The organism is Pseudoduganella sp. UC29_106 (assembly GCF_044055365.1).
GTDB lineage: Bacteria > Pseudomonadota > Gammaproteobacteria > Burkholderiales > Burkholderiaceae_D > Rugamonas.
The window spans coordinates 2,672,176-2,696,746 of sequence record NZ_CP171977.1; the positions used below are offsets into that span (position 1 = coordinate 2,672,176).

Here is a 24,571-nt window from a genome sequence, read left to right on the forward strand (position 1 = left end):
GCTGATAACGTTCACACATGGTCGCAGAAATCGAAATTCGCCGCGATTTTTTTTACAACAATATGGTAACGTTCACAGCGCCGGGGCGCCGATGACGTGATAGATTTCAACAAGGAGGAGCAGCAGTGAACAGCAATACTCAATATCCAGGCGCCGGATTGGTAGTGCGGCCGGTCGTAGCCGCAGTAGCCTTGGCGCTCGCCAGCATGGCCTGTGCACAGGAAGCAAAGCAGGACGACAAGAAAGAGTCCGTGAAGCTGGAACAGGTGGTGGTGACGGCCAACAAGCGCGCCCAGAACCTGCAGGATGTGCCCCAGGCAATCACCGTGCTGAATGACGCAGTCCTGCAGCGCAATAACGTGAAAGACTTCGACGACCTGCCGGCGCTGTCGCCCGCCCTGACCGTGAGCTACAGCACCCAGCCCGGCAACTTCAGCATCAATATGCGCGGCATCGGCACCTTCTCGCTCGGCATCGGCGTGGAATCGGACGTATCCGTCATTATTGACGATGTGCCGTTCGCCATGCAGGCCAATGCCTTCAAGGACCTGGCCGATGTGAACCGCGTCGAAGTGCTGAAAGGCCCCCAAAGCACGCTGCTCGGCAAGAGCTCCATCGCTGGCGCCGTGAACATCACGACCAAGCCGATCGACTCGGTCTGGCGCACCAAGGCGTCCACCTACCTCACCAGCGATGGCGAGTGGCGCGCGAGCGGCTCCATCTCGGGCGCCCTGAGCGACACTGCCCGCATGCGCCTGGCGGTGGGCAAGACCAGCTTCGACGGCGTGGTCAAGAATTTGACAGATGGCTCTCACTTGAACGGATCGCGCGACACCAATGTGTCGGCCAAGTTCGAATGGACCCGACCGATGAATTGTCCGTGGTGTTCTCGCCGCGCGCCAGCCGTTTCACCAAGAACTGCTGCGTGATGCCGTACAACTCGATGTCCAATTTCGGCGGCGCCGTCTACAACATCAACAACGGCGCCACCTACGCGGCTGGCAACTATATGCCGGCATCCCAGGTACTGAAGGGCATCCAGCCCGGCCCGGACAATGTCTCCGTGCGCAATGATTTTCCAGCCGGCGGCAAGGCGCGTGACGTGGGCGCGGGCCTGAAGGTCAGCTATGCTTTCGGCGAAGACGGCTTCCTGGCCCGCCACACCCTGACCTCCGTCACTTCCTGGTCGCACTACAAGATGGACGACTACCAGGACGGCGACGCCACCGATAGCGACGTGCTGGGCAAGGCCCTGATCAACGGCAAACCGACCGGCTTCACCGGCGGCCTGTATCAGTTCGGGCGCTTTGACGTGAAGTCCAGGACCCAGGAACTGCGCCTGACCTCCCCGGATAAAGGCGCCTTCCGCTATCTGGCCGGCCTGTGGTACGGCAAGAACGAGTTGGAGCGCGACCTGACCCGTGCCCCGGTCACCACTTATGTGACCGATTATGGCGCGACCGCCTACAATACCAACTACGCCATCTTCGGCCAGGGCACTTATGACCTGACTCCGAAGACCAGCGTGGTGGCCGGTCTGCGCTACAACAAGGAGGATACCGGCTACACCTTCAGCCGCTACGCTCCGCCGCCGGCAACGAGCCGAGTGCTGACCGAATATTTCCAGGGCAACGACACCGAGCGCAAGACCACCGGCCGTATCGGCCTGGAGCACCGCGTCGACCCCGCCACCATGGCTTATGTGACGTATGCGACTGGCCACAAGGGCAAGGCCTACGACCTGACCAGCTCTTTCAATGCGGCAGTCGCCAAGAACCAGCCGGTGCCGGGTGAAGACGCGAAGAGCGTGGAAGCCGGCCTGAAACTGAGCCTGCTGGACAATCGCATGGCGCTGGACCTTGCCGTGTTCCGCACCACCTTCACCGGTTTCCAGCAGTCGGCAGGTTTCACCGACAACGACGGTATTTTCCGCACGACTCTGCACAGCATCGGCGGCCTGCGCACCAGCGGCGTCGAGGCTGACCTGAACTGGCGCGTGTCGCGTGAGTTGCTGCTGAACGGCTCCTTCGCGTACACCAAGGCGATCGTGACCGAATTCGAGAACGGCCCCTGCTACAACGTATTGAACGCAACCGGCACTGGCACCGTCCCGGGCGGTAACTGCGCGGCCAATCCGAAGTTCAATAACACCAACGTCGCGAACCTGTCCGGCGCAACGCTGCCCAACGCACCGAAGGTCAAGCTGAACCTGGGCGCTCAGTACGATATCGTGACCGACCGCTCGTATAACGGGTTCATCACCGCCGCCTACCGCTGGCAGAGCAAGACTCAGTTCAACCTGAACCAGGATCCAATGACCTTGCAGGGCGCCTACGGCATCCTGAACCTGGGCGCCGGCATCAAGGACAAGAAGGATGGCTTCAAGCTGAGCTTCATGGTGAACAATGTGTTCAACAAGTCCTATGCCGTCGGCCTGGCCAATAACCTGGTCAACGGAACTTGGACCGCCAAGGCGCCAAACCCGGTTGCTATCGTGAATACCACGAGTTGGACCCCGGCGCGCGACTACCAGCGCTACTTCGCCGTGCGCGCGGACTTCACTTTCTAAGTCTCTCCCAGGGCTCCGTCCCGCTGGCGTACAGGTCCTCGACCTGTACGTTTTTTTTATTCGCGCACGGCGCTGGCTGGTGTTAGCGGCGTGAGGCAGCAGGTGCGAAGTGTTCGCCGATTTCTTCCAGCGTCTTACCGCGCGTTTCGGGCAGCAGGAAGGTCGCGGCCAGGAAGTACACGACAGTGCAGCCTGCCCAGGTGAAGAACATCGGGGCATAGCCATGCTGCCCGACGGTGGGCAGGAAGATGGCGGCGATGATGGTGGAAACGAACTGGTTGACCAGCAGCGCGATGCTCATGCCGTTCGAGCGGATCGGCGTTGGCATCAGTTCCGACAGAGCCAGCCAGACACAGACGCCAGGGCCCACCGCAAAGCTGGCCATAAAGACCAGCAGGCAGGCAAGCAGCAGCCAGCCGCGCTCAGCGCGGGGTGGCGGACCAAGGCGCGCACGCTCGATTTGCAGCGGCGACCGCAAGGCTTCCTTCATGTCGTGGAAAGGATTGAGGTGCATGCGGCGGAAGACGGCGCCGATGACGCTGTCGCCATCGACTTCTGTCGGCGGCGTAATTTGCAAGGACTGGCCCGGACGCAAGGTGCGCACCTGGGTGAGCGGTCCATAGCTGTAGGCAAGTTCCAGTTGATAGAAGTCGTTGCGAGCCAGCGCACTCAGTGCCCTGGCGTCAAGCTGCAAGGCATTGGCGTGGATGCGCGAAACCAGTGCGGCCTGTACGTCGGCCTGTTCGCTTTCCGCCGCGCGGAACAGAAGGCCGGCGGCGACCAGGCCCACGACGATGCCGCCGGAGCCCAGCATCAGCAGGAATTTGCGACCTTTGCGATCCACCAGCATTACCGCCAGTATCGTCATCAGCGCGTTGACCAGCTTGAGCGCGAAGTCTCCAGCATTGGCCAGCGAGCCGGCCAGGCCGCCCTGGTCGAGGATTGTGACGGCGTAGGCCAGGACCGAGTTGATGCCGGTGGCCTGGTTGCATGCCAGGATCAGGCAGGCGAGCAGGAAGGGCAATACATAGTGGCGCTGCAGCAGGCTGCCCCTGGCTGCTGACGTGCCAGGCGCCTGTTCGCTGGCGATGGCTGCCAGTTCGCGCCGTGCGTCATCTGCAGGGCGAGTGCGGCGCAAGGCATGGATGGCGTCGTGTGTGCGGCCACGGGCCAGAAGCCAGCGCGGCGACTCGGCCAGGAAGGCTGCACCCGCCGTGAACAGCAGGCCTGGCGCGAGACTGAGCCAGAAGATGCGGCGCCAGGCGGCATCCTGCACGGCTGGCAGCGTCGTGGGCGCGTGGCGTGCCACTTCGTCCACTTCGCGGGCGACGAACAGGCCAATGGCCGCGGCCAATACCAGGCCAATGGTCAGCAACAGCTGGAACATTGCCGTGCCGCGCCCGCGGACTGCGGCGGGAAGGCACTCGGCCAGGTAGAGCGGCACCACCACGCCAATCAGGCCGCCGCTGACGCCCTGCAGCAGGCGGCCAAACAGCAGCGGCAGATAGCCGTCGGCGAGCGCGATGAGCGGAATACTCAGGCTGAAAAGTGCGCCAGCCAGCAGCATCAGGCGTTTGCGGCCGAGGAAATCGGCGAGGGCGCCGGCGGCCAGCGAAGACAGCACCGAGCCAAGCAGCACGGCGGCGACGACAAAGCCCAGCTGCTGTGCGGAGAGCTTCCACAGCTGCGCCGCGCTGGCTTCAAGATAGGGCAGGGCGCCGGCAATGATGCCGACATCGATCCCATACAGCAGGCCGCCCAGGCCAGCAACCAATAACAGATAACGGATTTGCGCTTCTGGCGCGTAAAAATTCATGATGTACTCCAGGGAGGGGGAAATAAGGCGCGGTCTATTCCGCGATCAGGACTTCAATGCCGCGCGCGGCCAGCGTGGCGCGAACGTCCGGTGCCAGGCTGGTGTCGCTGATGACGGTTTGGATGCGTTCCAGCGCGCAGGTACGGTAGGGGAGGAGTTGCCCAAATCTCGAGCTGTCAGCCAGCAGGATGACCTGGCGCGCATGTTCAATCATGTGCGCGTTCAGGCGCGCCTCCGCGCCATCATGCGTCGACAAACCGTAATGCGCGTCGCAGCCGTCGGCGCCGAGGAACAGTTTGTCGAAGCGGCCAGTGCTCAGGCTCACTTCCGCCTGCGAGCCTTGCATGGATTGGGAGGACTGGCGCAGATTGCCTCCGGCCAGCATGAGGCAGATATCCGGCGTCTGCGACAGCGCGCTGGCGATTGGCAGGCTGTTGGTGAAGATGGTCAGCGGCGCTTGCGCGGCCAGGTGGTGTGCCAGCATCAGTGCCGTGCTGCCGGCACTCAGGATCAGCTTCTCGGATGGCTTCACCAGCGCAGCGGCCCTTGCGGCGATGCGCGCCTTGCGTTCGCTGCGCAGCGCGCACTTTTCGGCCAGCGATGTCTCGGCCGGTGCTTTGCGTGCCAGCCTGGCGCCGCCATGCTGCCGTTCGACCAGGCCGGCCATTGTCAGTGCCCACAGGTCCCCGCGCACGGTCACGGCGGAGACGCCAAGGTCCTGGGCCAGGGACGCCACCCGGACCTTTGGCCTGTGCTGCAGGGTTTGCAGGATCAGCGCGCGGCGTTCCTGGCAGCTGAGCACAATGCCTCCGGCTTCAATATTGCGGGCCGTGAACGACGAAGGGGCCGCCGATGTATTGGCTGGGCAGATCGTCTTCGGCGGGGCGTTCTCCGCTATCCGGGAACAGGTGGCTGAATGCGCGTGAATTGTCCTTCGGGCGGAAACCCAGGTGGGCGGCCTTGCTGTTGTCCCACCACCTGGCATCGTTATCGGACGATCCGAACACAATCGTGTGGCCGACGCGTGGCGTCATCAGGGAGCAGCGCAGCAGCTCCACAAAATCATCATGGGACAGCCAGGTCACCATGATGCGGCGCGTGGTGGGCTGGGGCAGCACGGAGCCGATACGTATGCAGACGGTCTCGATGCCAAAGCGGTCGTAGTAGTAGCGGCTCAGCGCTTCGCCGAAGCATTTGCTGACGCCGTAGAAGCCATCTGGCCGTACGGGCATGTCCGGATCGATCACACGGGTGTTCTCGTAAAAGCCCACGGCATGGTTGGAGCTGGCGAAGATCACCCGTTTCACGCCGGCCTTGTGCACGGCTTCGTAAAGGTGATGCAGGCCGAGGATATTGGCCTGCATGATCGGCTCGAAGCGGTCTTCCACCGAAATGCCGCCGAAATGAAGGACAGCGTCCACGCCTTCCATCATCGACATGACTCCTTCCCGGTCAGCCAGGTCGCAGCACACGATTTCCTCGCCGGGCGCGGCCGGGCCTAAGATCACAGCGGTCGCTCAGGCGCAGTACGTCGGCCCACGGTTTGAGGCGTTCGCGCAGCATTTTTCCGAGCCCGCCGCCGGCGCCGGTGAGTAATAGCCGCGTGAAAGGTTTGGAAGGAGGGGGAGATTGGTTCATGGATGTTCTTTCACGAATGTATGGGAACGTTATCACTTTATGCGAACTTTCGGCAAGCGAAATGCCGCTTTTTGCATCAGCCTGGACGGCTGCAGCGGCAAATTGATCCGATTAATAAAATCAACTTGAAAAGCGAATGTGTGAACGTTAGCATATTATCGTAAGTTCGAGGAGACGAATATGACAACCCTGCATAACCAATCAGAGCTGCGATGGCTGGCTCTTGGCGGGTACCAGACCGCCGGCGAACTGTCGCGGCAGCCAGCCATGTGGCGTCGCCTGGGGGATCAGCTCCAGCAGTTGTCACCGGACTTGCGCGCGCGGACCAGGAGCTGTGCGGATGATCCCGATGGCGAAATCCTGCTGGTCGGGGCCGACGGCGCCGGCGCCGGCGCGCATCTGGCCGCGCAAGTCCTGGGCGCCGTTTGCAACGCGAAAGTGCGCGCGGTACCTGCTGCCAGCTTGTGCAGCCATCCGGTGCAGCATTTGGGTTCGGGCCGGACGCGGCTGGCGATTGTGTGCGAGAGCGACAGCGCCGGCGATATCGCTGGTTTGCTGCAAGCCTGGGCGCCTGGGGCGCTGATTATCGATCTCGTTGGCATGCCCCAAAAAAGCGAAGGGCGCGTGCTGACCCTGAAACTGCCTTGCGCGGCCGCCAGCTTCAGCATCATGCTGCTGGCGGCGTTAGGGCTGCTGGATCGCGATGCAGAAACAGATATGCTGGGCAGAATCGAGGCGCTCGCCGCGCTGGGTGCACATTGGATGGCGCGATGTGCGGCCGAATGGCACACCATGGGGCAGCGCGATATCAATCGCGTGGTCTTCGCGGCGAGCGGCGATCTGCAAATTCTGGCGAATGAGTCGGCCCGGAGAATGATGGAAATGAGCGAAGGGCAGATAGCTGGCCTTGGCGTCAGCCCATCTGGACTGCGCTGCGGCCTTAGGCACCTGCTGAAGGGGGCGACGCAGCTCGTGTTGTTCCGCGGCCAGGATGCGGAGCCGCGGCGGGTTGAGGACGATCTGATCGCGGAACTGAAGGAAGAAGATGGCTTCGCCGAGCGCGTGCTGGTTCTGGATAGCAGGGAGCTCGGCGCGCCTTCTTCATTACCCGATGCCTGGCTGGCGGCGGTCTGCGCCTTGCCCGCGCAAGTGCTGGCGCTGCACCATTCGGTTCGTTTGGGTATCGAGCCGGATCAGCTCACCCGACGCCAGGAACGTCGCGTGATCGGCGTGCCTACATTCGCTGGCCGCACGACCAAGCCGGAGTTTGACGGCCACTCCGCAAACTCAGCGAGGTTCCGCGCAGCGATCGAATTTTATGGCCTGGATCGCGGCCGCCTGAATGCGCATACCGCCGCCTGACGTTACAACGCATGCCCGCCCCGCACAGCGAACATAAAGAATTCCTGGACCATTAAACGAAGAGAGGAGTGTAGATGAAGTCGATTTGCGTCGGAATTTTTCGCAACCGCCAGCCTGCTGCTCGGCCAGGCCGCCTCGGCAGGCCTGACAACTTATACCGGTAGTGTGTTGAGCGCGCCGGCCGGCAGCTTCGGCCTGGTTGCGCCAAGGTTGTTGGACCAATCCGGGCTGTCAGCCGGCTACGTGAATGGGGTGACTGATTTTGCCCAATACGCCGCTGCAGGCGTGACCCACCTGGGATCATCCACCACCAATGGCACCGGATATATGGCGGCAGCCGGCGCTACGGTCGACATTGACCTGGGCAGCACGTTAATGCTCAGCAGCCTGGCCTTGTGGAACGATAACGACGCCCAGGGCGTGCGCAATTTCAGCCTGTCCATTGCCGATAACCCGGGGTTCAATAACGCCGTCTCACTGGGCAGCTTCGTGGCGGCTTATGGCAGCAACAATGCCTTTCTGACGTACAGCAAAGGCACTGCGGCGCAAGTGTTCGATCTGGATGATGCCGCCGGACGCTATGTCCGTGTCAAATTCGAGAGCGCCTACAGCGGCAGTAATATCAATGTCGGCGAACTGATGTTCGGCGGCTCGGCGCCCCAGGCTGTCCCCGCGCCCGATTCACTGGCGCTCACTGGCCTGGGCTTGCTCGCCCTGGTCACTTTCCGCCGTCGAAGCAAGTGAAAATCCGGCTGCCGGCATTTGCATTGCCGGCAGCCGGCATGGTGATGCTCACTGTACCAGCAATATCAGTACTGGCCGTTTGGCCGCGGTGCTGTTTTCGCGTGACGCGTAATCGGCCGAGCCATTGCTGCCGTAATTCTGTGCCGCTTCGAGGTCGAAGGAGAGCAGCTTGTTGCCGCTCATTGCCGACTGCACCTGCGCTGTCACATCGATCTGCACCGGTGTGTTGACCGTAGGGACGGCGAAGCTGCTGACCAGCGATCCATTGGCCGGCGCACTGTTCCAGGTCAGGCCAGTCTCGGCCCAGTTGGCATCGACAGACTGATACAGATTGTGCGTCATTCCCGTCGTGGCCACCGTTGTAGGCGTCAGCTTCAGGAAGGCGCTGGTGATCGTGCCCGTTACGCCGGACAGGTCGAATTTCAGCAAACCCTTGCGCGCGAAGCCGACGGCATCGTTTTTCACGGTGAGCGTGCTGGCCGTTCCGAAGTTGGTATTGGCGTAAGCGCCATCGCGCACGTAGCCGTCCGCTGCCGCCGCCAGAGAGACCGAACTGCCGCTGACCGTGAAGTGAGCCGCAAAGGATTTACCGGCCGAACCGTTCACATTGACCTGCATCTTGATGGTCGGCGTCGTCTGGGTCACGGTGACGCCAGGGTCGCTGGAGAGTACGGCAGTCGCAACACGGTTCACTTCGATATTCAGGTTGCCGGTATTGAGCTGGGTCGGGTCGGCGATGCTCACCTGCAGGTCCGAACCGTTCTGTTTCAGCATGACAGCCGACTTCTTGTCGCTGGTGATCAGCGGCTGGCCCTCCGCATTGACCGCTTTGCTGGAATCATTCCAGAAGACGGCGCCTGTTATGCCCTGGGCCATATCCTTGACTGCGGTTGCGCCCGTGGAGCGCTCAAGCACCGTGATTCCGGGGTTGGCGGCGAGAGCGGCCATCTGTTCCGCGCTGCGGTTTGGCACAACGATATAAGTGTAGGCGGCGCCGCCGGGATTGACGCCGTGGTCCAGGGCCAGGGTCAGGTAGTTGTCGCTGACCGGTGCCGGATTTCCCAGTGTATAGACGTCGCTCCAGGCGCCGGTGCGGCGTTCACGCAATCCCGTAAGGGCTGGCGCATCGGGGAAGATATAGCCGATGTCCGAGCCGGGCACGTTGCCGGCCAGATGCGCCCAGCTCACGCCAGTCATGGTTTCGGTCCAGGGAATGAAAGGCTCTTTCTCCGTGCCGTTGACCGTTAGCGTATTGATGCCATCTTCCCCCAGCCTGCGGTTTTCCACGATGGTTTCGACGTTGCGGCCGTCGGTCGTGGCAATGCCGGCGCCAACCGCGACCATCTTGTCGCCGAAGTAGAACCAGGCCTTCTTGCCGGTCAACGGAGTGCCTGTGACGTTAGTCATTGCGTAGTCCATGCCGACAGCCGCGAACTGGCCACCGAGTTCGGCGCCGCCCACACCTGTGCGCGTGTTGCCGTAGTGCTTCCATGCCACCGGCGTGCCGCTGCCGCTATGGTCGGTCGTAGTGCCCGCCAGGCGCCACATGTCCACCGTGGCCCAGTAGTTGCCGTCGTACTGGCTCTGGTCGGCGTTATACAGGTAAGTCATGCCGATGCCTGTCCACCATCCATTCAGGTTCTCGCCATTGCCGGACTCGAAGGCCGACATGCGTTTCGAGAACATGGAGAGGCCGAAAGCGTGGCCGGGCTTGCGCTGCACAACCCGGTCTGCTGAGGCGAAGATATGGGTTTCTTCCGGTTCCGGAGCGGCAGGAATATTGGGGTCGTTAAGGACCGCTTTCAATTGCGTGATGTCGCCGGGACCGAGACTTTCCGCCTGCATTCGGCGCGAAGTAGGACGCGCCGAACGTGGTGTCGCGCTGTATCCAGCCTTTCAGCACGGACTTGATCTGGGCGCCTTGCGGCGGTGGCAGCGCTGCTGCCAGGTTGACCATCGTCGCGATAATGCTGCGGCCAACAACGTGGTCGCTTACACCTTGCCTCGACAATCCGCGTCCCCGCTGGCTATCCATAACGGCGCCGTCGTAGATGAAAGGACGGAAGGCTTTCATGGCCCAGTCGTAGGGATTGTTGAGGTTTGGATCGCTGATCGGCCAGATGGAGCCGTTGAGCAGGTAGTAGAGCCGCGAGATATCGCCCAGCAGTACGGCGCCGTAACCGCCGATATAGGGTTCATGGGTGTGCTGGACGAAGGAACCGTCAATGTAGAAGCCATCGCCCGTGGTCACATAGGGCAGGGCGCCACTGATGGCGTCACGCCCCTGGGTCATCTTGCCTGCATTCTTGCCCAGCATGCCGCGCATCACGACAACAAAGGCCTTGTCCAGGAGATTGGCGCCTGTCTCCAGCGTAGCCGAACGCGTGCCGTCCGCATTGGCGCGATTGGCAGGATCCGGGACGAAGAAATCGATGACTGCCAGCCAGTTCGCCAGTTGCTCCGGCGTCAGGGAGTCATACAGCGTGACCATCAGGGCATTGAAGGGCTGCGGTGTGCCGATTTGCCAGTCCCACCAGTTGTCGTAGTAGTTCATGTTGGCGTGATAGCGGTTCGCGACCATCCATTCCACGCCAGAGATCACCGCGGCCAGCACTTCGGGATTGTTTTTCAGGTTGGCGTTGCCGTTGACATAGGCGCTGGCCAGGCTGCTCAGGCGAGTGAAGTTGGTTGTGACGGTTGCGGAAGCGTTCCAGTTCGCCGCGTTGGCCCACAGATAGGTGCGGCCTACGTCGCGTTGCATGGTGTCCCAAAGGGTCTGTGCGGCCGCTTGCGTTGCGGCGACTTGTGCCGCCACATCGGGATCGTTGTTGTCGACGGCGCCGCCGCGCGCCAGCCATTTGACGCGCAAGTCATCGTATTCATCGGCTCGGACCGCTCCGCTGAGTGCTGCAGCTTGGGCAAACGCGGCCGCGATAAGGGCTCGCAATAACCAGGTCTTCGTTTGAGGCATGTCTCCTCCGGTCTAGCTTTGCATTGTAGGTAACGTTATCACATTGAGGCGCCTGTATAGCTGGATAACGCGATTGAGATATTGTATTTATTGTCCGTTAACGTTATCTTAGTTCTGTCGAACGCCGCAACAACAATAGAAAAACAGCGTTGCCATTCCGCCGCACGCTCCTCGCAACGGGATTGCGAGTAAGTGTCATTGTGGGGTAACGTTATCATCTCTCGAGATCAGGGCCTGATTTATGTCGAACTGGAAGATAGGAGTATTCGCAGCGCTGGCCGTGGCGGTCAGTGTAATCGCGCCGGGCCAGGGGGCAGAGAGCCCAAGTGCTGCGATTTTCGTGGACTGTTCTGCGAGTGGCACGGCGGGTGCCAATGGAACTCGGGATCAACCCATCCGCAGCCTGGATTCCCTGAACGCGATCCGCTTTACCCCCGGCACCCACATCTACTTCAAACGAGGCACAACTTGCTACGGAAGTTTCAAGCCGGCCGCCGGCAGTTCGGGCGCGCCTGGCGCGGCCATCGTGGTGGATGCATACGGCGATCGATCGCTGCCGCGCCCGGTGATTGCGGCTGGTTGCCGCGATACCGCGGCCGATCCGCGTCAAGGAGAGACGGAATCGCAGAAAACGCCATCCGGCATAAGTCCTTATCATTCGCTGTGCAGGAAGGACGATGGCGTGGTTCGCGCAGCGGCTGTGCATCTGCTCAATGTGGTGCACTGGGAGATCAATGCGCTGGAGCTGAGTAACGATGGGCTGGCCGAAGCGGGCCGCGTCGGCCTGCTGGTGCAGCTGGAGGATTTCGGCACCGGCAGCCACTATCGGATCAACGACGTCTACGTCCACCATGTGCATGGGTATCTGGAGGACCGGCCCGGGCACAGCATGCCTTACAAGGCTACCGGCGGAATACTGTTCCATGTCACGCGCGACGGCGCGGGCAGAAGAAGACCAGCTTTGACGATGTGATCGTCGAAAACAGCGAAATATATAACGTCGACGGCATTGGCCTGGCAACGCGTTCGGCCTGGATGTGCCGCCCGAATGGTGCACCCTGCGGCGACTATCCGCCTTACAAAGGCAATCCAGCCCTGCTGGCTGAACAGGCCTCCACGGCGGCAAGCGAATATTACCCTTCAACGAAACTGATCTTCCGGAACAATAAAATCCATAACGTGGGCGGTGATGGCATCGTGCTGCGCACGGCTGCGGGCGCGAAGATCGAGTCCAATCTCCTCTACGATATCTGGATGCGCGCTCCCGGCAACAGTGCCGGCGCCTGGGCGATCAATACCGACGACGCCGAATTCGCATTCAACGAAATCCACAGTACGCGGCTAAGGGAACATATCGAGCCGGGCGACGGCATGGCGTTCGACGCGGATATGGGAACGCGTAACACCCGTTTCTACGCCAACTACAGCCACGACAACGCCGGCGGCATGATGCTGTTTTGCGGCTGCGGGAACGATGGCCTGGGCCATCCCGCTACTGCCTCAGGCACGGTGGTCGAGCGCAATCTCAGCCTCAATGACGGGCGCCGCATCATTGCGATGGCTGGCAGCGAGAGTGCGCTGGTCAAGGGCAACCTGATCGTAACCGACAAGCCCGGGCTGGTCGCGCCGCTGCTCGAAAATCTTCAATTCCCGACAAAGAATGCTGTTGAACTGCGAGGGAACCTCTTTATCCACGCAGCCGGGCAGGGTTCGCGTTTCCGTACGAAGAACCCGCAGGGAGGCGATGCCGATATCGTGTGGGGACCCAATGAATTCCAGGGCTTTGGCGAGGCTGCGCCGGTGGGCCAGGACGCGACGAACCATATCGCGAAATGGATGGTGGATACGGGCTTTTCCAGCCGTCGCTACGCGCCCCGAAAATGAAATAAGCCCGCAGTTGCGGGCTTATTTTTTCGTGCTGCCTGGATTACTTGGCGGCTGCGGTGGCGTCGGCCTTCATTTCCTTGTGGGCGGACTTCTTGGCTTTCTTGTGCTTTTTCGCGGGCTTCGGCGGCGCGGACTGGTCGGCTGCAGGAGCTGCTGCCGGTGCAGGCGTTGTGGCCGGGGCAGGAGTCTGGGCGAAAGCTGCGCTGGCGAACAGGCCGATGATCAGAGTCGCGATAGTCTTCTTCATGGTCAGGATCCTCTAGAGTTTGGCGTGCGGTTTGGACTGCCAACATAGTGTCGGTGTTTCCAATTGCTTTGGCAACCCGCACGCCGCTACTTGTTACGTCTTGTTACTTTGCTGCTGCAGTTTCGTCAGCCTTGATTTCCTTGCTTGCGGTTTTCTTGGCTTTCTTGTGCTTTTTCACCTGCTTCGGAGCTGCTGCGTGGTCAACGGATGCCGATTTGTCGGCTGCCGCTGCAGGCGTGGCCGGCATGGCAGGCGTAGCCGGGGTGGCGGCTGCGGCCGGGGTAGCTGCGGGTGCTGCAGGCGTTGCCGGAACGGCCTTGGTTGCCGGAGTTGCCGGCTGGGCGGCAGGCGCCGGGGTTTGTGCGAAGGCGGCGGTGGCAAACAGGCCGGCGATCAGGATGGCAACAGTCTTTTTCATGGTCATAGTCCTCTAGTGGTGCGTATTAGGTTGTAGTCGATTACTTCTTGGCCGGAGCAGCTTCTTTAGCTTCGGTCTTGGTTTCGGTCTTCATCTCAGCCTTGGCGACTTTTGCGTCGGCCTTCACTTCGGTCTTGGCAGCGGCTTTGGCGTCGGTGTGAACCTTGGCATCGGCGTGGGCTTTGGCTTCCTTCGCATCAGCCTTCGCTTCCTTGGCATCGGCCTTGGCTTCCTTGGCATCCGCTTTGGCTTCCTTGGCATGGGCCTTGGCTTCCTTGGCGTGCTGCTTGTGTTCTTCGGTCTTCACTTTCGCGTCGGTCTTCATTTCGGTCTTGGCGGCTGCTTCAGGAGCAGCAGCAGGAGCGGTGGCAGGGGCCGGGGTCTGGGCGAAAGCAGCGGTGGCGAACAGGCCGACGATCAGGGTGGCGATGGTCTTTTTCATGGTACAGCTCCTCGTAGAAAATGGTATAAATCGATTCGGTTTGCTTTCCGAAGTGCACTGTTTGCCGTGTCACTTGTGCCTAAAAACGCGGCCGGAAAACCGTTAGTTGACGGGCATTACACATCGTTACAACTAGCGAAAATGCTTACAATTGTTAGCTGTCGTACTGTCAGCGCCGCGGCGGCGCGCTACGGTGGACTATGAAAGACGCACTGAAGACTTATAAGGCCAAGCGCAACTTCAATGTCACGCCGGAACCTGCCGAAGGCGGAAAAGAGGGCGGGGAAAACCGCGTCTTCGTCATCCAGAAGCACTGGGCGTCCCGTCTGCACTATGACTTCCGCCTTGAGCTCGACGGTACGATGAAAAGCTGGGCCGTGCCGAAAGGCCCCAGCTACGATACACACGACAAGCGCATGGCCGTGCATGTGGAAGACCATCCGATTTCCTACAATGAATTCGAAGGCACCATCCCTGAGAAGCAGTATGGCGCCGGCAAGGTCATTATCTGGGATAAGGGCACCTGGCACCCGCTGGAAGATCCTCGCAAGGGCTACAGGGCGGGCAGCCTGAAATTCGAGCTGCGCGGCCACAAGATGCACGGGCGCTGGGCGCTGGTGCGCATGAAGGGCAAGGGTGAGAAGCAGGAGCCCTGGCTGCTCATCAAGGAGAGGGACGAATACGTGCGCCCCGCCGCCGAATTCAGCGTGGTGGATGAGATGCCCGACAGCGTGAAGACGCTGCCCATGCCCAATGGGGCTGCTGCCGCGGTAGCTGTTCCGGCGCCTGCCGACGCATCCGAAGTTGGCGAGAAAGCGCGCATGCCGCAGACCTTGTCACCGGAGCTGGCGACGCTGGTCGATGAGCCTCCGCACAATTTCGAGGAGTGGGTGTTCGAAGTCAAATATGATGGCTACCGCATCCTGGCCCGCATCGAAGGCAAGGAAGTGAAACTGATCACGCGCAACGGCAACGACTGGACTGCCAGGATGGAACCGCTGCGCGCCGCGCTGGCGAAAATGAAGCTGCCCGACGGCTGGTATGACGGCGAAATCGTCGTCCACGATGAAACGGGCCGTCCTGATTTCGGCCTGCTGCAGCAAGCCTTCGACGGCGCGCGTACCGCCAGTATCGTGTACTTCCTGTTCGACGCGCCATTCCTTGACGGCTATGATCTGCGCCAGGTCCCGCTGGTGCAACGCCGCGAACTGCTGGCCAAGGCCCTGGGCAAGCTGCCGGCGAAAGGCACGGTGCGCTTCAGCGCTGAGCTGAGCGCCACGCCGGCCGAAATCGTGGCGGCGGCCTGCAAGATGGGACTGGAAGGCGTGATCGGCAAGCGGCGCGACTCGGCCTATACTTCGCGCCGATCCGGCGACTGGATCAAGCTGAAATGCGGACAGCGCCAGGAGTTTGTCATCGGCGGCTATACCGATCCGCAGGGCTCGCGCATCGGCATCGGCTCGCTGCTGCTGGGCGTGTACGGCAAGGATGGCGAGCTGCATTATGCGGGCAATGTGGGCACGGGCTTCAATGAGAAGACCCTGCGCGACCTGACCGCACGGCTGAAGAAACTGGACACGGCCGAGAGCCCGTTCGCTTCCACCAAGGCGATAGCGAAGAAGTCGCACTGGGTGAAACCGAAACTGGTGGCGGAAGTGAGCTTCAGCGAATGGACGCGCACCGGGTCGGTGCGGCATCCCGTGTTCCAGGGCCTGCGCGAGGACAAGAAGCCGGAAGGCATTGAACGCGAAAAGGCAGCGCACACGGACGATGTCGAAGCCCTGGCTGCGGAAGGGGCGGGCAAGGCGCACACGCTGGCGAGCCGCCTTCCCGCGTCGCTGAAGGTGGCCAATCCGGGACCGGATCATCGACCCGACGACCGGCATGACCAAGCTTGGCCTGATCCGCTACTACGCCCTGGTCAGCGCGCTGGCGATCGAGCACCTGAAGGGCCGGCCCCTGGCGCTGGTGCGCGCACCGTCCGGCGTGTCGGGCGAGCTGTTCTTCCAGAAGCACTCCGAAGTCGGCAAGCTGCCCGGCGTGAAGCAATTCCCGCAGGCGCTGGACCCTGACCATCCGCCGATGCTGGAAATCGCCACCACCGAGGGCCTGCTCTCGGCGGCGCAATGGAATGTGGTCGAGTTCCATACGCAGAATGCCTTCGGCAAGAACTACGAAAAGCCCAACCGCATGATCTTCGACCTCGACCCCGGCCAGGGCGTCGAGTGGCCGCAGATCCAGGAAGCGGCTCAGCTCATGCATGCCTTCCTCGACGAGCTTGGATTGCCGGCCTTCCTGAAGACCAGCGGCGGCAAGGGCCTGCACGTGGTGGTGCCGGTCAAGCCGTACTACGACTGGGATACGGTGAAAGCCTTCAGCAAGGCCGTCGTCGAACACATGGCGCGCACGCTGCCTGAGCGCTTTGCCTTCAAGAGCGGACCGAAAAACCGCATCGGCAAGATCTTCATCGATTACCTACGCAATGGACGCGGCGCCACCACGGCTGCCGCCTGGTCGGCGCGCACCCGTCCGGGGCTGGGCATTTCCGTGCCGGTGGAGTGGGATGAGTTGGCCGGCCTGCGCGCCGGCGACCAGTGGACGGTGCAGAACGCCCACACACGGCTGGACAAGGGAAACGATCCTTGGGCCGCTTATACGAAAAGCGCCGCCAGCATCACGGCGGCCATGAAACAGCTGGGCGTGATCTGAGCGGCGCCTATCAGGCGGCTTTGCGGCGGGTGGTGGACTTGGCCGGGGCCTTCTTGGCCGCCGATTTCGCGGAAGTGTGCGACGACGTGCTGCGTGAAGTGGCGCTGCGGCCCGCCGCAGCGCGTGTGCTGCCGGTTTTTGCTGCAGCGCGGCGCGGCTTGGGCGCCGGCACTTCTTCCTCGTCGGCGGTTCCGCTTTCCTCTTCGGCCGGCTCTTCCCCGGCGGCCGTCTTGCGTCCTTTCGACGGCTTGGCGCCGCCCAGGCTCTGCTTCAGCAGGGCCACCAGGTCGACTACATTGGAAGCTTTCGGCGCCGGTTCCTCGCCGGATGGCGCGGTGATGGTCTTGGTCTGGCCGGCCTTGACTTTCTTGTCCACGATCTTCAGCACGTCCTCGCGATAGGTGTCGTGGTAATCCGCGGGATTCCACTCATCGCTCATGCCTTCGACCAGGGATAGCGCCATCTGCAATTCCTTGTCCGTGATGCCTTCGGTCTTGGCGCTGCCCGGCAGCTTGAGGTCTTCCGGACTGCGGATTTCGGTCGCATAGCGCAGCGTATTCATGATGATGCCGTTGCCCACGGCGACCAGCGCACACAGGTGCTGCTTGGTGCGGATCACTACGGTGGCCACGGCCACCTTGCCCGCCTTCTTCAGCGTTTCGCGCAGCAGGGCATACACCTTGTTGCCGCCGCGGCCGGGGCCGAGGTAGTAGGGCGTGTCGTAGAAAGTCAGCGGCACGGTATCGGCATCCACGAAAGCCTGGATGTCGATGGTCTGCGTGGCCTTGGGATCGGCCTGGCGCAGGTCTTCCTCGGACAGCACGACGTACTCGCCGTCCATATACTCATAGCCCTTGACGATATTGTCCCAGGTGACTTCCTTGCCGGTGCTCTTGTTATAGCGGCGGAAGCCGATGGGCGAAAAATCGCGCTTGTCGAGCATGCTGAGGTCGAGGTCGTGCGCTTGCACGGCAGAGTACAGCTCGACCGGTATGTGCACCAGGCCAAAGCTGATGGCGCCTTTCCAGAGCGAGCGTGCCATGGCCGTCTCCTTACTCACCAACGCTGCCCGTGACGGGCAGAACAATACCTGTAATATAGCTCGCGCACGATGGCGCGGCCAGGAACACATAGGCGGGGGACAGTTCCTCCGGCTGTGCGGGACGGTGATAGTCGGTGCCCTCGCCGAACTTCGCCACGCGTTCGGGCGGCGCATCGGCGGGGTTCAGCGGCGTCCACACCGGGCCGGGGGCCACGGCGTTCACGCGTATGCCTTTTTCCAGCACATTCGAGGCCAGCGACATCGTGAACGCATGGATCGCGCCCTTGGTGGTCGAATAGTCGAGCAGCTTCTTCGATCCGCGCAGGCCCGTCACCGAACCGGTATTGATGATGGACGCGCCTTTCTTCATATGCGGCAGCACGGCCTTCGCCATGTGGAAGTAGCCATAGATATTAGTCTTCATGGTCAGGTCGAAGCGCTCTTCGGAGACATCCTCCAGCGAATCCGCGTGTTCCTGGAAGGCGGCATTATTGACCAGGATGTCGACCTTGCCATAGGCCCGGATTGTTTCATCGACGGCGTGGCGGCAGAACACGGGGTCGCGCACATCGCCGGGAATCAGGAGGCAGCGCTGGCCTTCGGCTTCCACGCAGCGTTTCGTTTCCGCGGCATCTTCCTGTTCATCGCTGAGGTAGACGAGCGCCAGGTCCGCACCTTCGCGTGCATACAGCACGGCCACGGCGCGGCCAATGCCGGAGTCGCCGCCGGTGACAATGGCCGCCATCCCGTGCAGCTTGCCGCTGCCGCAGTAGTCGGGCGCCATGAACTGCGGCTTGAGTTTCATCTGGTGCTCCAGTCCTGGCTTCTGCAGGTGCTGGTCCGGCAGCGGCGTGCCGGGAAAGTCATGTGTGCCGGTTTGCGCCGCTTCCTTGCTTTCTTTCCCGGGCTGCGCCGAGCGGTCGCGCTGGTCCTGCTCCTGCTGGACTTCGCGTTGCAGATTACCCGCATCGGACTTGCTTTCGTTATGTGCCATTTTGGTGCTCTCCTCCTCTGGGAAAGCCCAGTATTGGCGCTCACAGCGATGCGAACAGTGCGCGTCCTCACATAAAAAGGATGTTGCAAGAATTGAATTTATGGCAAACTACGGGGATGTAATTTAAATAACAACAATCAACAACAATTGCGGGGAATGCCATGTCGCCAAGCGAAAGCCGCCCGGCCCCAGTAGGACTGTTCGTCAACCCGGCAAGCGATCGGCGCGCCGAATTCCAGGCAGCCTGTGGGGAAGTATTCGGCCGTCTGCTGACGGCCGATAATGCCGGCGTGGCGCAGGACTTGCTGACCGAGCACCGTATTGCACTGCTGGTGCTGGACCTGGGCGGCTACGATACGTCCCGTGCGGCCGACCTGGCAGCCCTCAGCAGTCTTGTGCGCGCCCGCGACGGCGAGCCGGTGCTGGTGATCTGCCCCTATGGCAGCACGGTCTGGATCCCCGAGCTGATGGCCTGCGGCCCCCTGCAATACCGCATCAGCCCCATTCTCGACAAGGACCTGCGCGAAGTCGTCGAAGGCATGTTGCGCGGGCCGCTCGATCCGCAAGCGAGCGCCCAGCAAGCCTTGCTGGACAAGGAAGCCGAATTGCGGGACCTGCTGGCAATCCAGCGCAGCCTGCAGCGCGCGCTGTGCCGCATGGAGGAACCGCATGCGATGGCCGCGCAGATCTGTCTCGCGCTGGGCTCTTTCCCCGGCGTGTGCCACACGGCCCTGCTGCAGATGGGGGAGCGCGGCAATCTCACCGTGATGGCGCAGGAAGCGCCCAATCATCTGGACATCGCCGCGCTGGCCGGCGGCAGCCAGCGCCTGCTCGAATCTCCGCTGCGCGACGTGTTCCCGCCGCTGCTGGCCGTCAGTTCGGGCGAACTGGTGCTGCTGGACGCGCCGGAAAAAGCGGGCGAGCCGGTAATGGCGCTGGCCCTGCATGATCACGGCGTGCGCATGGTGCTGGCGATCCCGCTGCGCAGCGAGCCGAATGGTCCGATCCTTGGCGCCGTCAGCCTGATGTTTGACCGCCATGTGCAATTCTCGCGCGAGCATTTCTCCTGCTTCACCAGCCTGGCCCAATTCATCAGCTTCGGCCTGGCGATGAGCGAGTTGCGCCAGCAGAACGATGCGCTGGCCGGCACGCTGACTGATATTTCCACGATCGATGCGCTGACGGGCGCCGTCAACCGCCGCGAGGGCGAGCGCGTGCTGGACAGCGAGATCCGCCGCGCGCGCCGCTATGGCCTGCCGCTGGCCATGATTACCTTCGACATCGACAACTTCCGCTCGGTGAACGATATCTACGGCTACCCGATCGGCGACCAGGCATTGCGCGTGGTGGCCGGCACCGTGCAGTCGCGCCTGCGCAATTCGGACACGCTGGCGCGCATGCGCGGCGAGGAATTCCTGATCATTGCCACCCACACCACAGCCATCGATGCGCTGAAGCTGGCCGAAAAGCTGCGCGAGACCATCGCCGGTACCGAGCTGCCGGGCTGCGACACCGTGACCATCAGCCTCGGCGTGGCCCAGATGGCGCCGGACGAGGGCGGTCAGGATGCGCTGCGCCGCCTGAGCGGCGCGCTGCACCGCGCCAAGCGCGCCGGACGCAACTGCGTCGAACTGGCGATGGCCAAATAAAAACCCACGGCGTGAACCTGGTGTCAGGCACATCGTGCCTGACACCTGCTTTGGGCCGTGGGTTCTAAAAAAAACGGCGGCCCGCCGATGGCGAGACGCCGCAAAAGCACGACCAGTGTGTCCTCAAATCTTCTCAAGCACGGTGCAACTTATGCGACGGGCAGTTTGGACGGGAGCAGCAATTCCGGCTGACCGCCTGCGATGCGGACGGAAGTCTGCGCGTTCACTTCATAGGGCGCGCCGAGGACGATGGCGCTGGCGGCATCCAGCCGCGCGACCTGTTCCGTTGAGAGTTTCAGCTTCAGTGCGCCCAGCGTGCCATCGAGCTGGGCGCGCGTGCGCGGGCCGAGGATGGGCACCAGCGCCGTGTGCGACACGGCATCGCGGTGCAGCAGCCAGGCGATCGCCACCTGGGTGGGCGTAGCGTCCAGTTCCGCGGCCACCGCCAGCACGGCATCGACGGTGTGGCGGTCGCGTTCCGTCTTTTCGGTATGGGTGAGGAAGCCGTTCAGGCCCTGCAGGCGGCCTTCCTCGTTATTGCGGTATTTGCCGGTCAGCAGGCCGCCGCCCAGCGGGGACCACAGGGCGCCGCCCAGGCCCAGGGCATCGAGCATGGGCAGGGCTTCGCGGTCGGCGCTGCGCTCCACCAGGCTGTATTCCATCTGCATGCCGACAATCGGCGCCCAGCCGCGCAGTTCGGCGATGGCGTCGGCACGGGCCACGCGCCAGGCCGGGAAGTTGGACAGGCCCGCATACAGTATCTTGCCGGAGCGGACCAGGTCATCCAGCCCGCGCAGGATTTCCTCCATCGGCGTATGGCCGTCGGGGAAGTGCACCCACAGCAGGTCGATGTAGCCGGTATCCAGGCGTTTCAGGCTGGCTTCGACCGATTGCACCATGGTCTTGCGGCTGTTGCCGGTCGTGTGGACCGTCGCCTGGCCGGCCGCGCCCAGCGTGTATTTGGTCGCCAGAACGAGGCGATCGCGCTCCGGCGCGATAAAATCCGCCAGCATTACTTCAGCCTGCCCGCCCTGGTAGCCATCGGCGGTGTCAATGAAGTTGCCGCCCGCCTCGAGGTAGCCATCGAACATGGACCTGGCTTCATCGCGCTCCGCGCCATGGCCCCAGCCCGTGCCAAAGTTGCCCGTGCCGAGCGCCAGTTCGGAGACACGCAGTCCAGTGCGGCGGCCAAAATTCTTGTATTGCATGCGAACCTCGCTAAAATGTTTAGATGACGCTCGTCATCGAATGCATGATATATTACGACCATAATTATTAAAGTCAAGGGCAGATCATGAGAGTGAGCAGGGAACAGGCGGCGCTTAACCGCGAACGCATTGTTGAAGTAGCAGCAAAGCTTTTCCGGGAGAAGGGCTATGACGGCATCGGCGTGGCCGACCTGATGAAGGGAGCAGGGCTGACGCACGGCGGCTTCTACGGCCATTTCGAGTCGAAGGAAGACTTGCTGGCCGAGGCTTGCGGCAAGGCCATCGCCGGCTCGGTCGAGACATGGCGCCAGCGCATCGACCGCAATCCGGCCGATCCGCTGGGCGAGCTGGCGCGCTCCTATTTGAACGAAATCCACCGCGACAATGCGGGCGCCGGCTGCGTCGTCGCTTCGCTGGGGCCGGACGTCTCGCGCGCCGGCAAGTCCGTGCAGCATGCGCTGACCGCCGGCATCGCTGCCCAGCTGGACATGCTGGCCAAGGCGCTGCCCGGCGACGCGGAGGAGGCGCGCCAACGCGCTATCGCCAGCTATGCAATGATGATTGGCGGGCTGGTGCTGGCACGGGCAGTGGATGATCCGGAATTGTCGAAGGAAATGCTGGCGGCGACAGTCGCGCAGCTGGGGCAGGCGTGATAAGGTTGCGCCTTCCCCAGTTCTTTCGGATATTGAATGTTGCAATGGTTGAGGAAGTACAGGCGCAGCCAGCTGCCCGGTGACATCAGCGCGGGTATCGTGGTCGCCATGATGATGATCCCGCAAGGCATGGCTTATGCGCTGGTGGCGGGCCTGCCGCCGGTCACCGGCATCTACGCCAGCATTCTTCCTCCCATCGTCTATGCGCTGTTCGGCAGCAGCATGACGCAGTCCGTCGGCCCGATGGCCATCGTCTCCCTGATGACGGGCGCCGTGGTCGGGCCGCTCGCGCCGGCCGGTTCCGGCCTGTACCAGGTACTGGCCGCGCAACTGGCCCTGATCTCCGGCCTGGTGCTGCTGCTGTGCGGCCTGCTGCGCATGGGCTTTGTCGCGAACTTCTTTTCCCGCCCCGTGATGAGCGGCTTTACCGTCGGCTCGGCGATCGTGATTGCGCTGGGCCAGGTCAAGCCGCTGCTGGGCGCCGATTTCCCCCATTACCACCTGCCCAGCGCCATCATGGGCGTCGGCGCGGTACTGCTGCTGGTGCTGGCGCGCAGCCATTTCGCGCGGCTGCTGCGTGCTGCGGGCCTCAAGCCGTCCACCGCGGACACGGCTTCGCGGCTGGCACCGATGCTGGTGGTCATGCTGGGCACGGCGCTGGTGCCGTTGCTGGGGCTGGAGGCGATGGGCGTGCGCACGACGGGCGCGGTGCCATCCGGCCTGCCGCAGCTGAACGTGGCGATGTCGCCCACGCACTGGCGTCCGTTGCTGCAGCCGGGCTTGCTGATCGGCTTCGTGGTGTTCCTGATTTCGATGTCGGCGGCGCAGTCGCTGGCGCTGAAGCGCAATGAAAAGCTGTCCAGCAACCAGGAGCTGGTGGGGCTGGGGGCGGCCAATGTGGCCAGCATGGTGTCCGGCGGCTTTCCGGTGACGGGCAGCATGTCGCGTTCGGCGGTGAACTTCGCCGCGGGCGCCAACACGCCGCTGGCCAGCCTGATCACGGCCGTGCTGCTGGCCGTGGCCCTGATCGCACCGACGGGCTGGCTGGCATTGCTGCCGCTGCCGGTGCTGGCCGCCACCATCATCGTCGCCGTGCTGGGCATGCTGGAGGTGGACACCTTGCGCACCGCCTGGCGCTACGACCGCAGCGATGCGCTGGCCTGGTTCGCCACCTGCGCCGGCGTGCTGGCGTTCGGCGTGGAGGCCGGGGTCCTGGTCGGCGTGGCGCTGTCCATGGGCACCCTGATCTGGCGCGCCAGCCGTCCCCATATCGCAGTGCTGGGCCGCATCGCGGGCAGCGAGCACTTCCGCAATATCGAGCGCTATCCCGCCGAAACGCGGCCGGACATGCTGGTGCTGCGCGTGGACGCCAATCTCTTTTTCGGCAATGTGGAAGCCGTCACCGAGCGCATCGAGGATGAGCTGCGCAGCCACCCGACGGCGCGCAACCTGGTGCTGGTGCTGTCCGCCGTGAACTCGATCGACACCACGGCGCTTTTCGCGCTCAAGGAATTGAACACCAGCCTGGCGCGGCGCAGCATCGGCCTGCACCTGGCCGAGGTGAAGGGGCCGGTGATGGACCGCTTGAAGCAGAGCGAGCTGCTGCATACACTGAACGGCAAGGTCTTCCTCAGCACCGCCATCGCCTGCGATCACCTGCAAGGCGTACAACATGGATAAAAAGATCGAATACAAGCCGCGCGACCCGTCCATCTGGCCGGCGCACCTGCAGGCCAAGGCCATCTGCGCGGAACACAACGCCGCCCCGCCGGAAGCGCGCGCCGCCATCCTGCAACGTCTGCTTGGCGCACCGACGGACGCGTATTTCGAACCGCCGTTCTTCTGCGACTTCGGCTACAACCTCAAGGTCGGCAGGAACTGCTTCGCCAACCATAACTTCGTGGTGCTGGACTGCGCCCTGGTGACCATCGGCGACGATGTCCTGATCGGCCCGAACACCGTGCTCTCGGCCGCCAGCCACGCCACCGACCCGGAAATGCGGCGCAAGGGGCTTGAATACGCGCTGCCGATCACGATCGGGAACAATGTGTGGATCGGGGCGAACGTGACGGTGCTGCCCGGTGTGACCATCGGTGACAACTGCACGATCGGTGCCGGCAGTGTGGTCAGCAAGGATATCCCGGCCAACAGCATCGCCGTGGGGAATCCCTGCAAGGTCGTCAAGTCCTGCTAGCCACCGTCGCGGCGCCGAGACAGCAGGA

20 protein-coding genes and 2 pseudogenes are annotated in these 24,571 nt (G+C 62.6%); 11 read left to right on the plus strand and 11 right to left on the minus strand.

Annotated features, from left to right (window positions below; genetic code table 11):
* Positions 1–125: 125 nt before the first annotated feature.
* On the plus strand, positions 126–929 hold the full coding sequence (locus tag ACHMW6_RS13840; RefSeq protein ID WP_395407667.1) for a TonB-dependent receptor: 804 nt from the start codon (positions 126–128) through the stop codon (positions 927–929).
* On the plus strand, positions 857–2,569 hold the full coding sequence (locus ACHMW6_RS13845; RefSeq protein ID WP_395407668.1) for a TonB-dependent receptor: 1,713 nt from the start codon (positions 857–859) through the stop codon (positions 2,567–2,569). The genes ACHMW6_RS13840 and ACHMW6_RS13845 overlap by 73 nt, the downstream gene beginning before the upstream one ends.
* Before the next feature lie 82 nt (positions 2,570–2,651).
* Here the strand turns inward: ACHMW6_RS13845 and ACHMW6_RS13850 are convergent, their stop codons facing one another.
* From ACHMW6_RS13850 to ACHMW6_RS13860, 3 genes and pseudogenes are all read right to left on the minus strand, one after another.
* A complete protein-coding gene (locus ACHMW6_RS13850) occupies positions 2,652–4,385 on the minus strand; it encodes an MFS transporter (RefSeq protein ID WP_395407670.1) in 1,734 nt (577 codons plus the stop codon).
* 34 nt (positions 4,386–4,419) lie between these two features.
* Complete coding sequence (locus ACHMW6_RS13855; protein ID WP_395407671.1) at positions 4,420–5,187, minus strand: DeoR/GlpR family DNA-binding transcription regulator; 768 nt, start codon at positions 5,185–5,187, stop codon at positions 4,420–4,422.
* Between the two features lie 13 nt (positions 5,188–5,200).
* Positions 5,201–6,023 (minus strand): annotated as a pseudogene (locus ACHMW6_RS13860) (NAD-dependent epimerase/dehydratase family protein).
* 180 nt (positions 6,024–6,203) lie between these two features.
* Here ACHMW6_RS13860 and ACHMW6_RS13865 point away from each other — a divergent pair.
* Both ACHMW6_RS13865 and ACHMW6_RS13870 read left to right on the plus strand, forming a co-directional pair.
* Positions 6,204–7,385, plus strand: coding sequence for an SIS domain-containing protein (locus tag ACHMW6_RS13865; protein ID WP_395407672.1), 1,182 nt, complete (start codon positions 6,204–6,206; stop codon positions 7,383–7,385).
* Positions 7,386–7,637: 252 nt separating this feature from the next.
* Positions 7,638–8,129: a hypothetical protein gene (locus ACHMW6_RS13870; protein ID WP_395407673.1), complete on the plus strand. Its 492-nt coding sequence runs from the start codon at positions 7,638–7,640 to the stop codon at positions 8,127–8,129.
* 48 nt (positions 8,130–8,177) lie between these two features.
* Here the strand turns inward: ACHMW6_RS13870 and ACHMW6_RS13875 are convergent, their stop codons facing one another.
* On the minus strand, positions 8,178–9,935 hold the full coding sequence (locus tag ACHMW6_RS13875) for a polysaccharide lyase family 8 super-sandwich domain-containing protein (RefSeq protein ID WP_395407674.1): 1,758 nt from the start codon (positions 9,933–9,935) through the stop codon (positions 8,178–8,180).
* Positions 9,919–11,100: a hypothetical protein gene (locus ACHMW6_RS13880; RefSeq protein ID WP_395407675.1), complete on the minus strand. Its 1,182-nt coding sequence runs from the start codon at positions 11,098–11,100 to the stop codon at positions 9,919–9,921. The genes ACHMW6_RS13875 and ACHMW6_RS13880 overlap by 17 nt, the downstream gene beginning before the upstream one ends.
* Positions 11,101–11,341: 241 nt before the next feature.
* Here ACHMW6_RS13880 and ACHMW6_RS13885 point away from each other — a divergent pair, with 241 nt between their 5' ends.
* Both ACHMW6_RS13885 and ACHMW6_RS13890 read left to right on the plus strand, forming a co-directional pair.
* A complete protein-coding gene (locus tag ACHMW6_RS13885) occupies positions 11,342–12,073 on the plus strand; it encodes a hypothetical protein (protein ID WP_395407676.1) in 732 nt (243 codons plus the stop codon).
* The gene (locus ACHMW6_RS13890) at positions 12,070–12,984 is read left to right on the plus strand and encodes a right-handed parallel beta-helix repeat-containing protein (RefSeq protein ID WP_395407677.1); all 915 of its coding nucleotides are present in this window, start codon (positions 12,070–12,072) and stop codon (positions 12,982–12,984) included. The genes ACHMW6_RS13885 and ACHMW6_RS13890 overlap by 4 nt, the downstream gene beginning before the upstream one ends.
* Positions 12,985–13,027: 43 nt before the next feature.
* On the opposite strand, the gene ACHMW6_RS13895 is transcribed toward ACHMW6_RS13890, so the two are convergent.
* From ACHMW6_RS13895 to ACHMW6_RS13905, 3 genes are all read right to left on the minus strand, one after another.
* Complete coding sequence (locus ACHMW6_RS13895; RefSeq protein WP_395407678.1) at positions 13,028–13,234, minus strand: hypothetical protein; 207 nt, start codon at positions 13,232–13,234, stop codon at positions 13,028–13,030.
* Positions 13,235–13,337: 103 nt separating this feature from the next.
* A complete protein-coding gene (locus ACHMW6_RS13900) occupies positions 13,338–13,652 on the minus strand; it encodes a hypothetical protein (RefSeq protein ID WP_395407679.1) in 315 nt (104 codons plus the stop codon).
* 40 nt (positions 13,653–13,692) lie between these two features.
* Positions 13,693–14,094 (minus strand): hypothetical protein, encoded by a 402-nt coding sequence (locus ACHMW6_RS13905; RefSeq protein WP_395407680.1) that lies wholly within the window; start codon positions 14,092–14,094, stop codon positions 13,693–13,695.
* Between the two features lie 200 nt (positions 14,095–14,294).
* Between ACHMW6_RS13905 and ligD the strand changes: the two are divergent.
* Positions 14,295–16,803: pseudogene (gene ligD / locus ACHMW6_RS13910) on the plus strand (DNA ligase D).
* A gap of 10 nt (positions 16,804–16,813) precedes the next feature.
* Here the strand turns inward: ligD and ACHMW6_RS13915 are convergent.
* Both ACHMW6_RS13915 and ACHMW6_RS13920 read right to left on the minus strand, forming a co-directional pair.
* The gene (locus tag ACHMW6_RS13915) at positions 16,814–17,845 is read right to left on the minus strand and encodes a Ku protein (RefSeq protein WP_395407681.1); all 1,032 of its coding nucleotides are present in this window, start codon (positions 17,843–17,845) and stop codon (positions 16,814–16,816) included.
* A gap of 10 nt (positions 17,846–17,855) precedes the next feature.
* A complete protein-coding gene (locus ACHMW6_RS13920; protein ID WP_395407682.1) occupies positions 17,856–18,839 on the minus strand; it encodes an SDR family oxidoreductase in 984 nt (327 codons plus the stop codon).
* A 161-nt stretch (positions 18,840–19,000) separates the two neighbouring features.
* Between ACHMW6_RS13920 and ACHMW6_RS13925 the strand changes: the two genes are divergently transcribed.
* Positions 19,001–20,488 carry a GGDEF domain-containing protein gene (locus ACHMW6_RS13925; RefSeq protein ID WP_395407683.1) on the plus strand — a complete coding sequence of 496 codons (1,488 nt, stop codon included), beginning with the start codon at positions 19,001–19,003 and terminating at the stop codon, positions 20,486–20,488.
* Positions 20,489–20,637: 149 nt separating this feature from the next.
* On the opposite strand, the gene ACHMW6_RS13930 is transcribed toward ACHMW6_RS13925, so the two are convergent.
* On the minus strand, positions 20,638–21,696 hold the full coding sequence (locus ACHMW6_RS13930; RefSeq protein ID WP_395407684.1) for an aldo/keto reductase: 1,059 nt from the start codon (positions 21,694–21,696) through the stop codon (positions 20,638–20,640).
* Between the two features lie 86 nt (positions 21,697–21,782).
* Here ACHMW6_RS13930 and ACHMW6_RS13935 point away from each other — a divergent pair, with 86 nt between their 5' ends.
* The 3 genes from ACHMW6_RS13935 to ACHMW6_RS13945 are packed head-to-tail and all read left to right on the plus strand — an operon-like array spanning position 21,783 to position 24,543.
* Positions 21,783–22,349, plus strand: a complete 567-nt coding sequence (locus tag ACHMW6_RS13935) for a TetR/AcrR family transcriptional regulator (RefSeq protein WP_395407685.1) — start codon at positions 21,783–21,785, stop codon at positions 22,347–22,349.
* A gap of 36 nt (positions 22,350–22,385) precedes the next feature.
* Positions 22,386–24,029 (plus strand): SulP family inorganic anion transporter, encoded by a 1,644-nt coding sequence (locus ACHMW6_RS13940; RefSeq protein WP_395407687.1) that lies wholly within the window; start codon positions 22,386–22,388, stop codon positions 24,027–24,029.
* Positions 24,022–24,543 carry a sugar O-acetyltransferase gene (locus ACHMW6_RS13945; protein WP_395407688.1) on the plus strand — a complete coding sequence of 174 codons (522 nt, stop codon included), beginning with the start codon at positions 24,022–24,024 and terminating at the stop codon, positions 24,541–24,543. Before ACHMW6_RS13940 ends, ACHMW6_RS13945 begins: the two co-directional genes overlap by 8 nt.
* Positions 24,544–24,571 lie beyond the last annotated feature (28 nt).

Excerpts from the sequence above, each read along its gene's own strand:
- ACHMW6_RS13845 (WP_395407668.1), top strand. The coding sequence starts at position 857 with ATGGACCCGACCGATGAATTGTCCGTGGTGTTCTCGCCGCGCGCCAGC.
- ACHMW6_RS13850 (WP_395407670.1), bottom strand. The coding sequence starts at position 4,385 with ATGAATTTTTACGCGCCAGAAGCGCAAATCCGTTATCTGTTATTGGTT.
- ACHMW6_RS13865 (WP_395407672.1), top strand. The coding sequence starts at position 6,204 with ATGACAACCCTGCATAACCAATCAGAGCTGCGATGGCTGGCTCTTGGC.
- ACHMW6_RS13880 (WP_395407675.1), bottom strand. The coding sequence starts at position 11,100 with ATGCCTCAAACGAAGACCTGGTTATTGCGAGCCCTTATCGCGGCCGCG.
- ACHMW6_RS13885 (WP_395407676.1), top strand. The coding sequence starts at position 11,342 with ATGTCGAACTGGAAGATAGGAGTATTCGCAGCGCTGGCCGTGGCGGTC.
- ACHMW6_RS13895 (WP_395407678.1), bottom strand. The coding sequence starts at position 13,234 with ATGAAGAAGACTATCGCGACTCTGATCATCGGCCTGTTCGCCAGCGCA.
- ACHMW6_RS13900 (WP_395407679.1), bottom strand. The coding sequence starts at position 13,652 with ATGAAAAAGACTGTTGCCATCCTGATCGCCGGCCTGTTTGCCACCGCC.
- ACHMW6_RS13905 (WP_395407680.1), bottom strand. The coding sequence starts at position 14,094 with ATGAAAAAGACCATCGCCACCCTGATCGTCGGCCTGTTCGCCACCGCT.
- ACHMW6_RS13915 (WP_395407681.1), bottom strand. The coding sequence starts at position 17,845 with ATGGCACGCTCGCTCTGGAAAGGCGCCATCAGCTTTGGCCTGGTGCAC.
- ACHMW6_RS13920 (WP_395407682.1), bottom strand. The coding sequence starts at position 18,839 with ATGGCACATAACGAAAGCAAGTCCGATGCGGGTAATCTGCAACGCGAA.
- ACHMW6_RS13925 (WP_395407683.1), top strand. The coding sequence starts at position 19,001 with ATGTCGCCAAGCGAAAGCCGCCCGGCCCCAGTAGGACTGTTCGTCAAC.
- ACHMW6_RS13930 (WP_395407684.1), bottom strand. The coding sequence starts at position 21,696 with ATGCAATACAAGAATTTTGGCCGCCGCACTGGACTGCGTGTCTCCGAA.
- ACHMW6_RS13935 (WP_395407685.1), top strand. The coding sequence starts at position 21,783 with ATGAGAGTGAGCAGGGAACAGGCGGCGCTTAACCGCGAACGCATTGTT.
- ACHMW6_RS13940 (WP_395407687.1), top strand. The coding sequence starts at position 22,386 with ATGTTGCAATGGTTGAGGAAGTACAGGCGCAGCCAGCTGCCCGGTGAC.
- ACHMW6_RS13945 (WP_395407688.1), top strand. The coding sequence starts at position 24,022 with ATGGATAAAAAGATCGAATACAAGCCGCGCGACCCGTCCATCTGGCCG.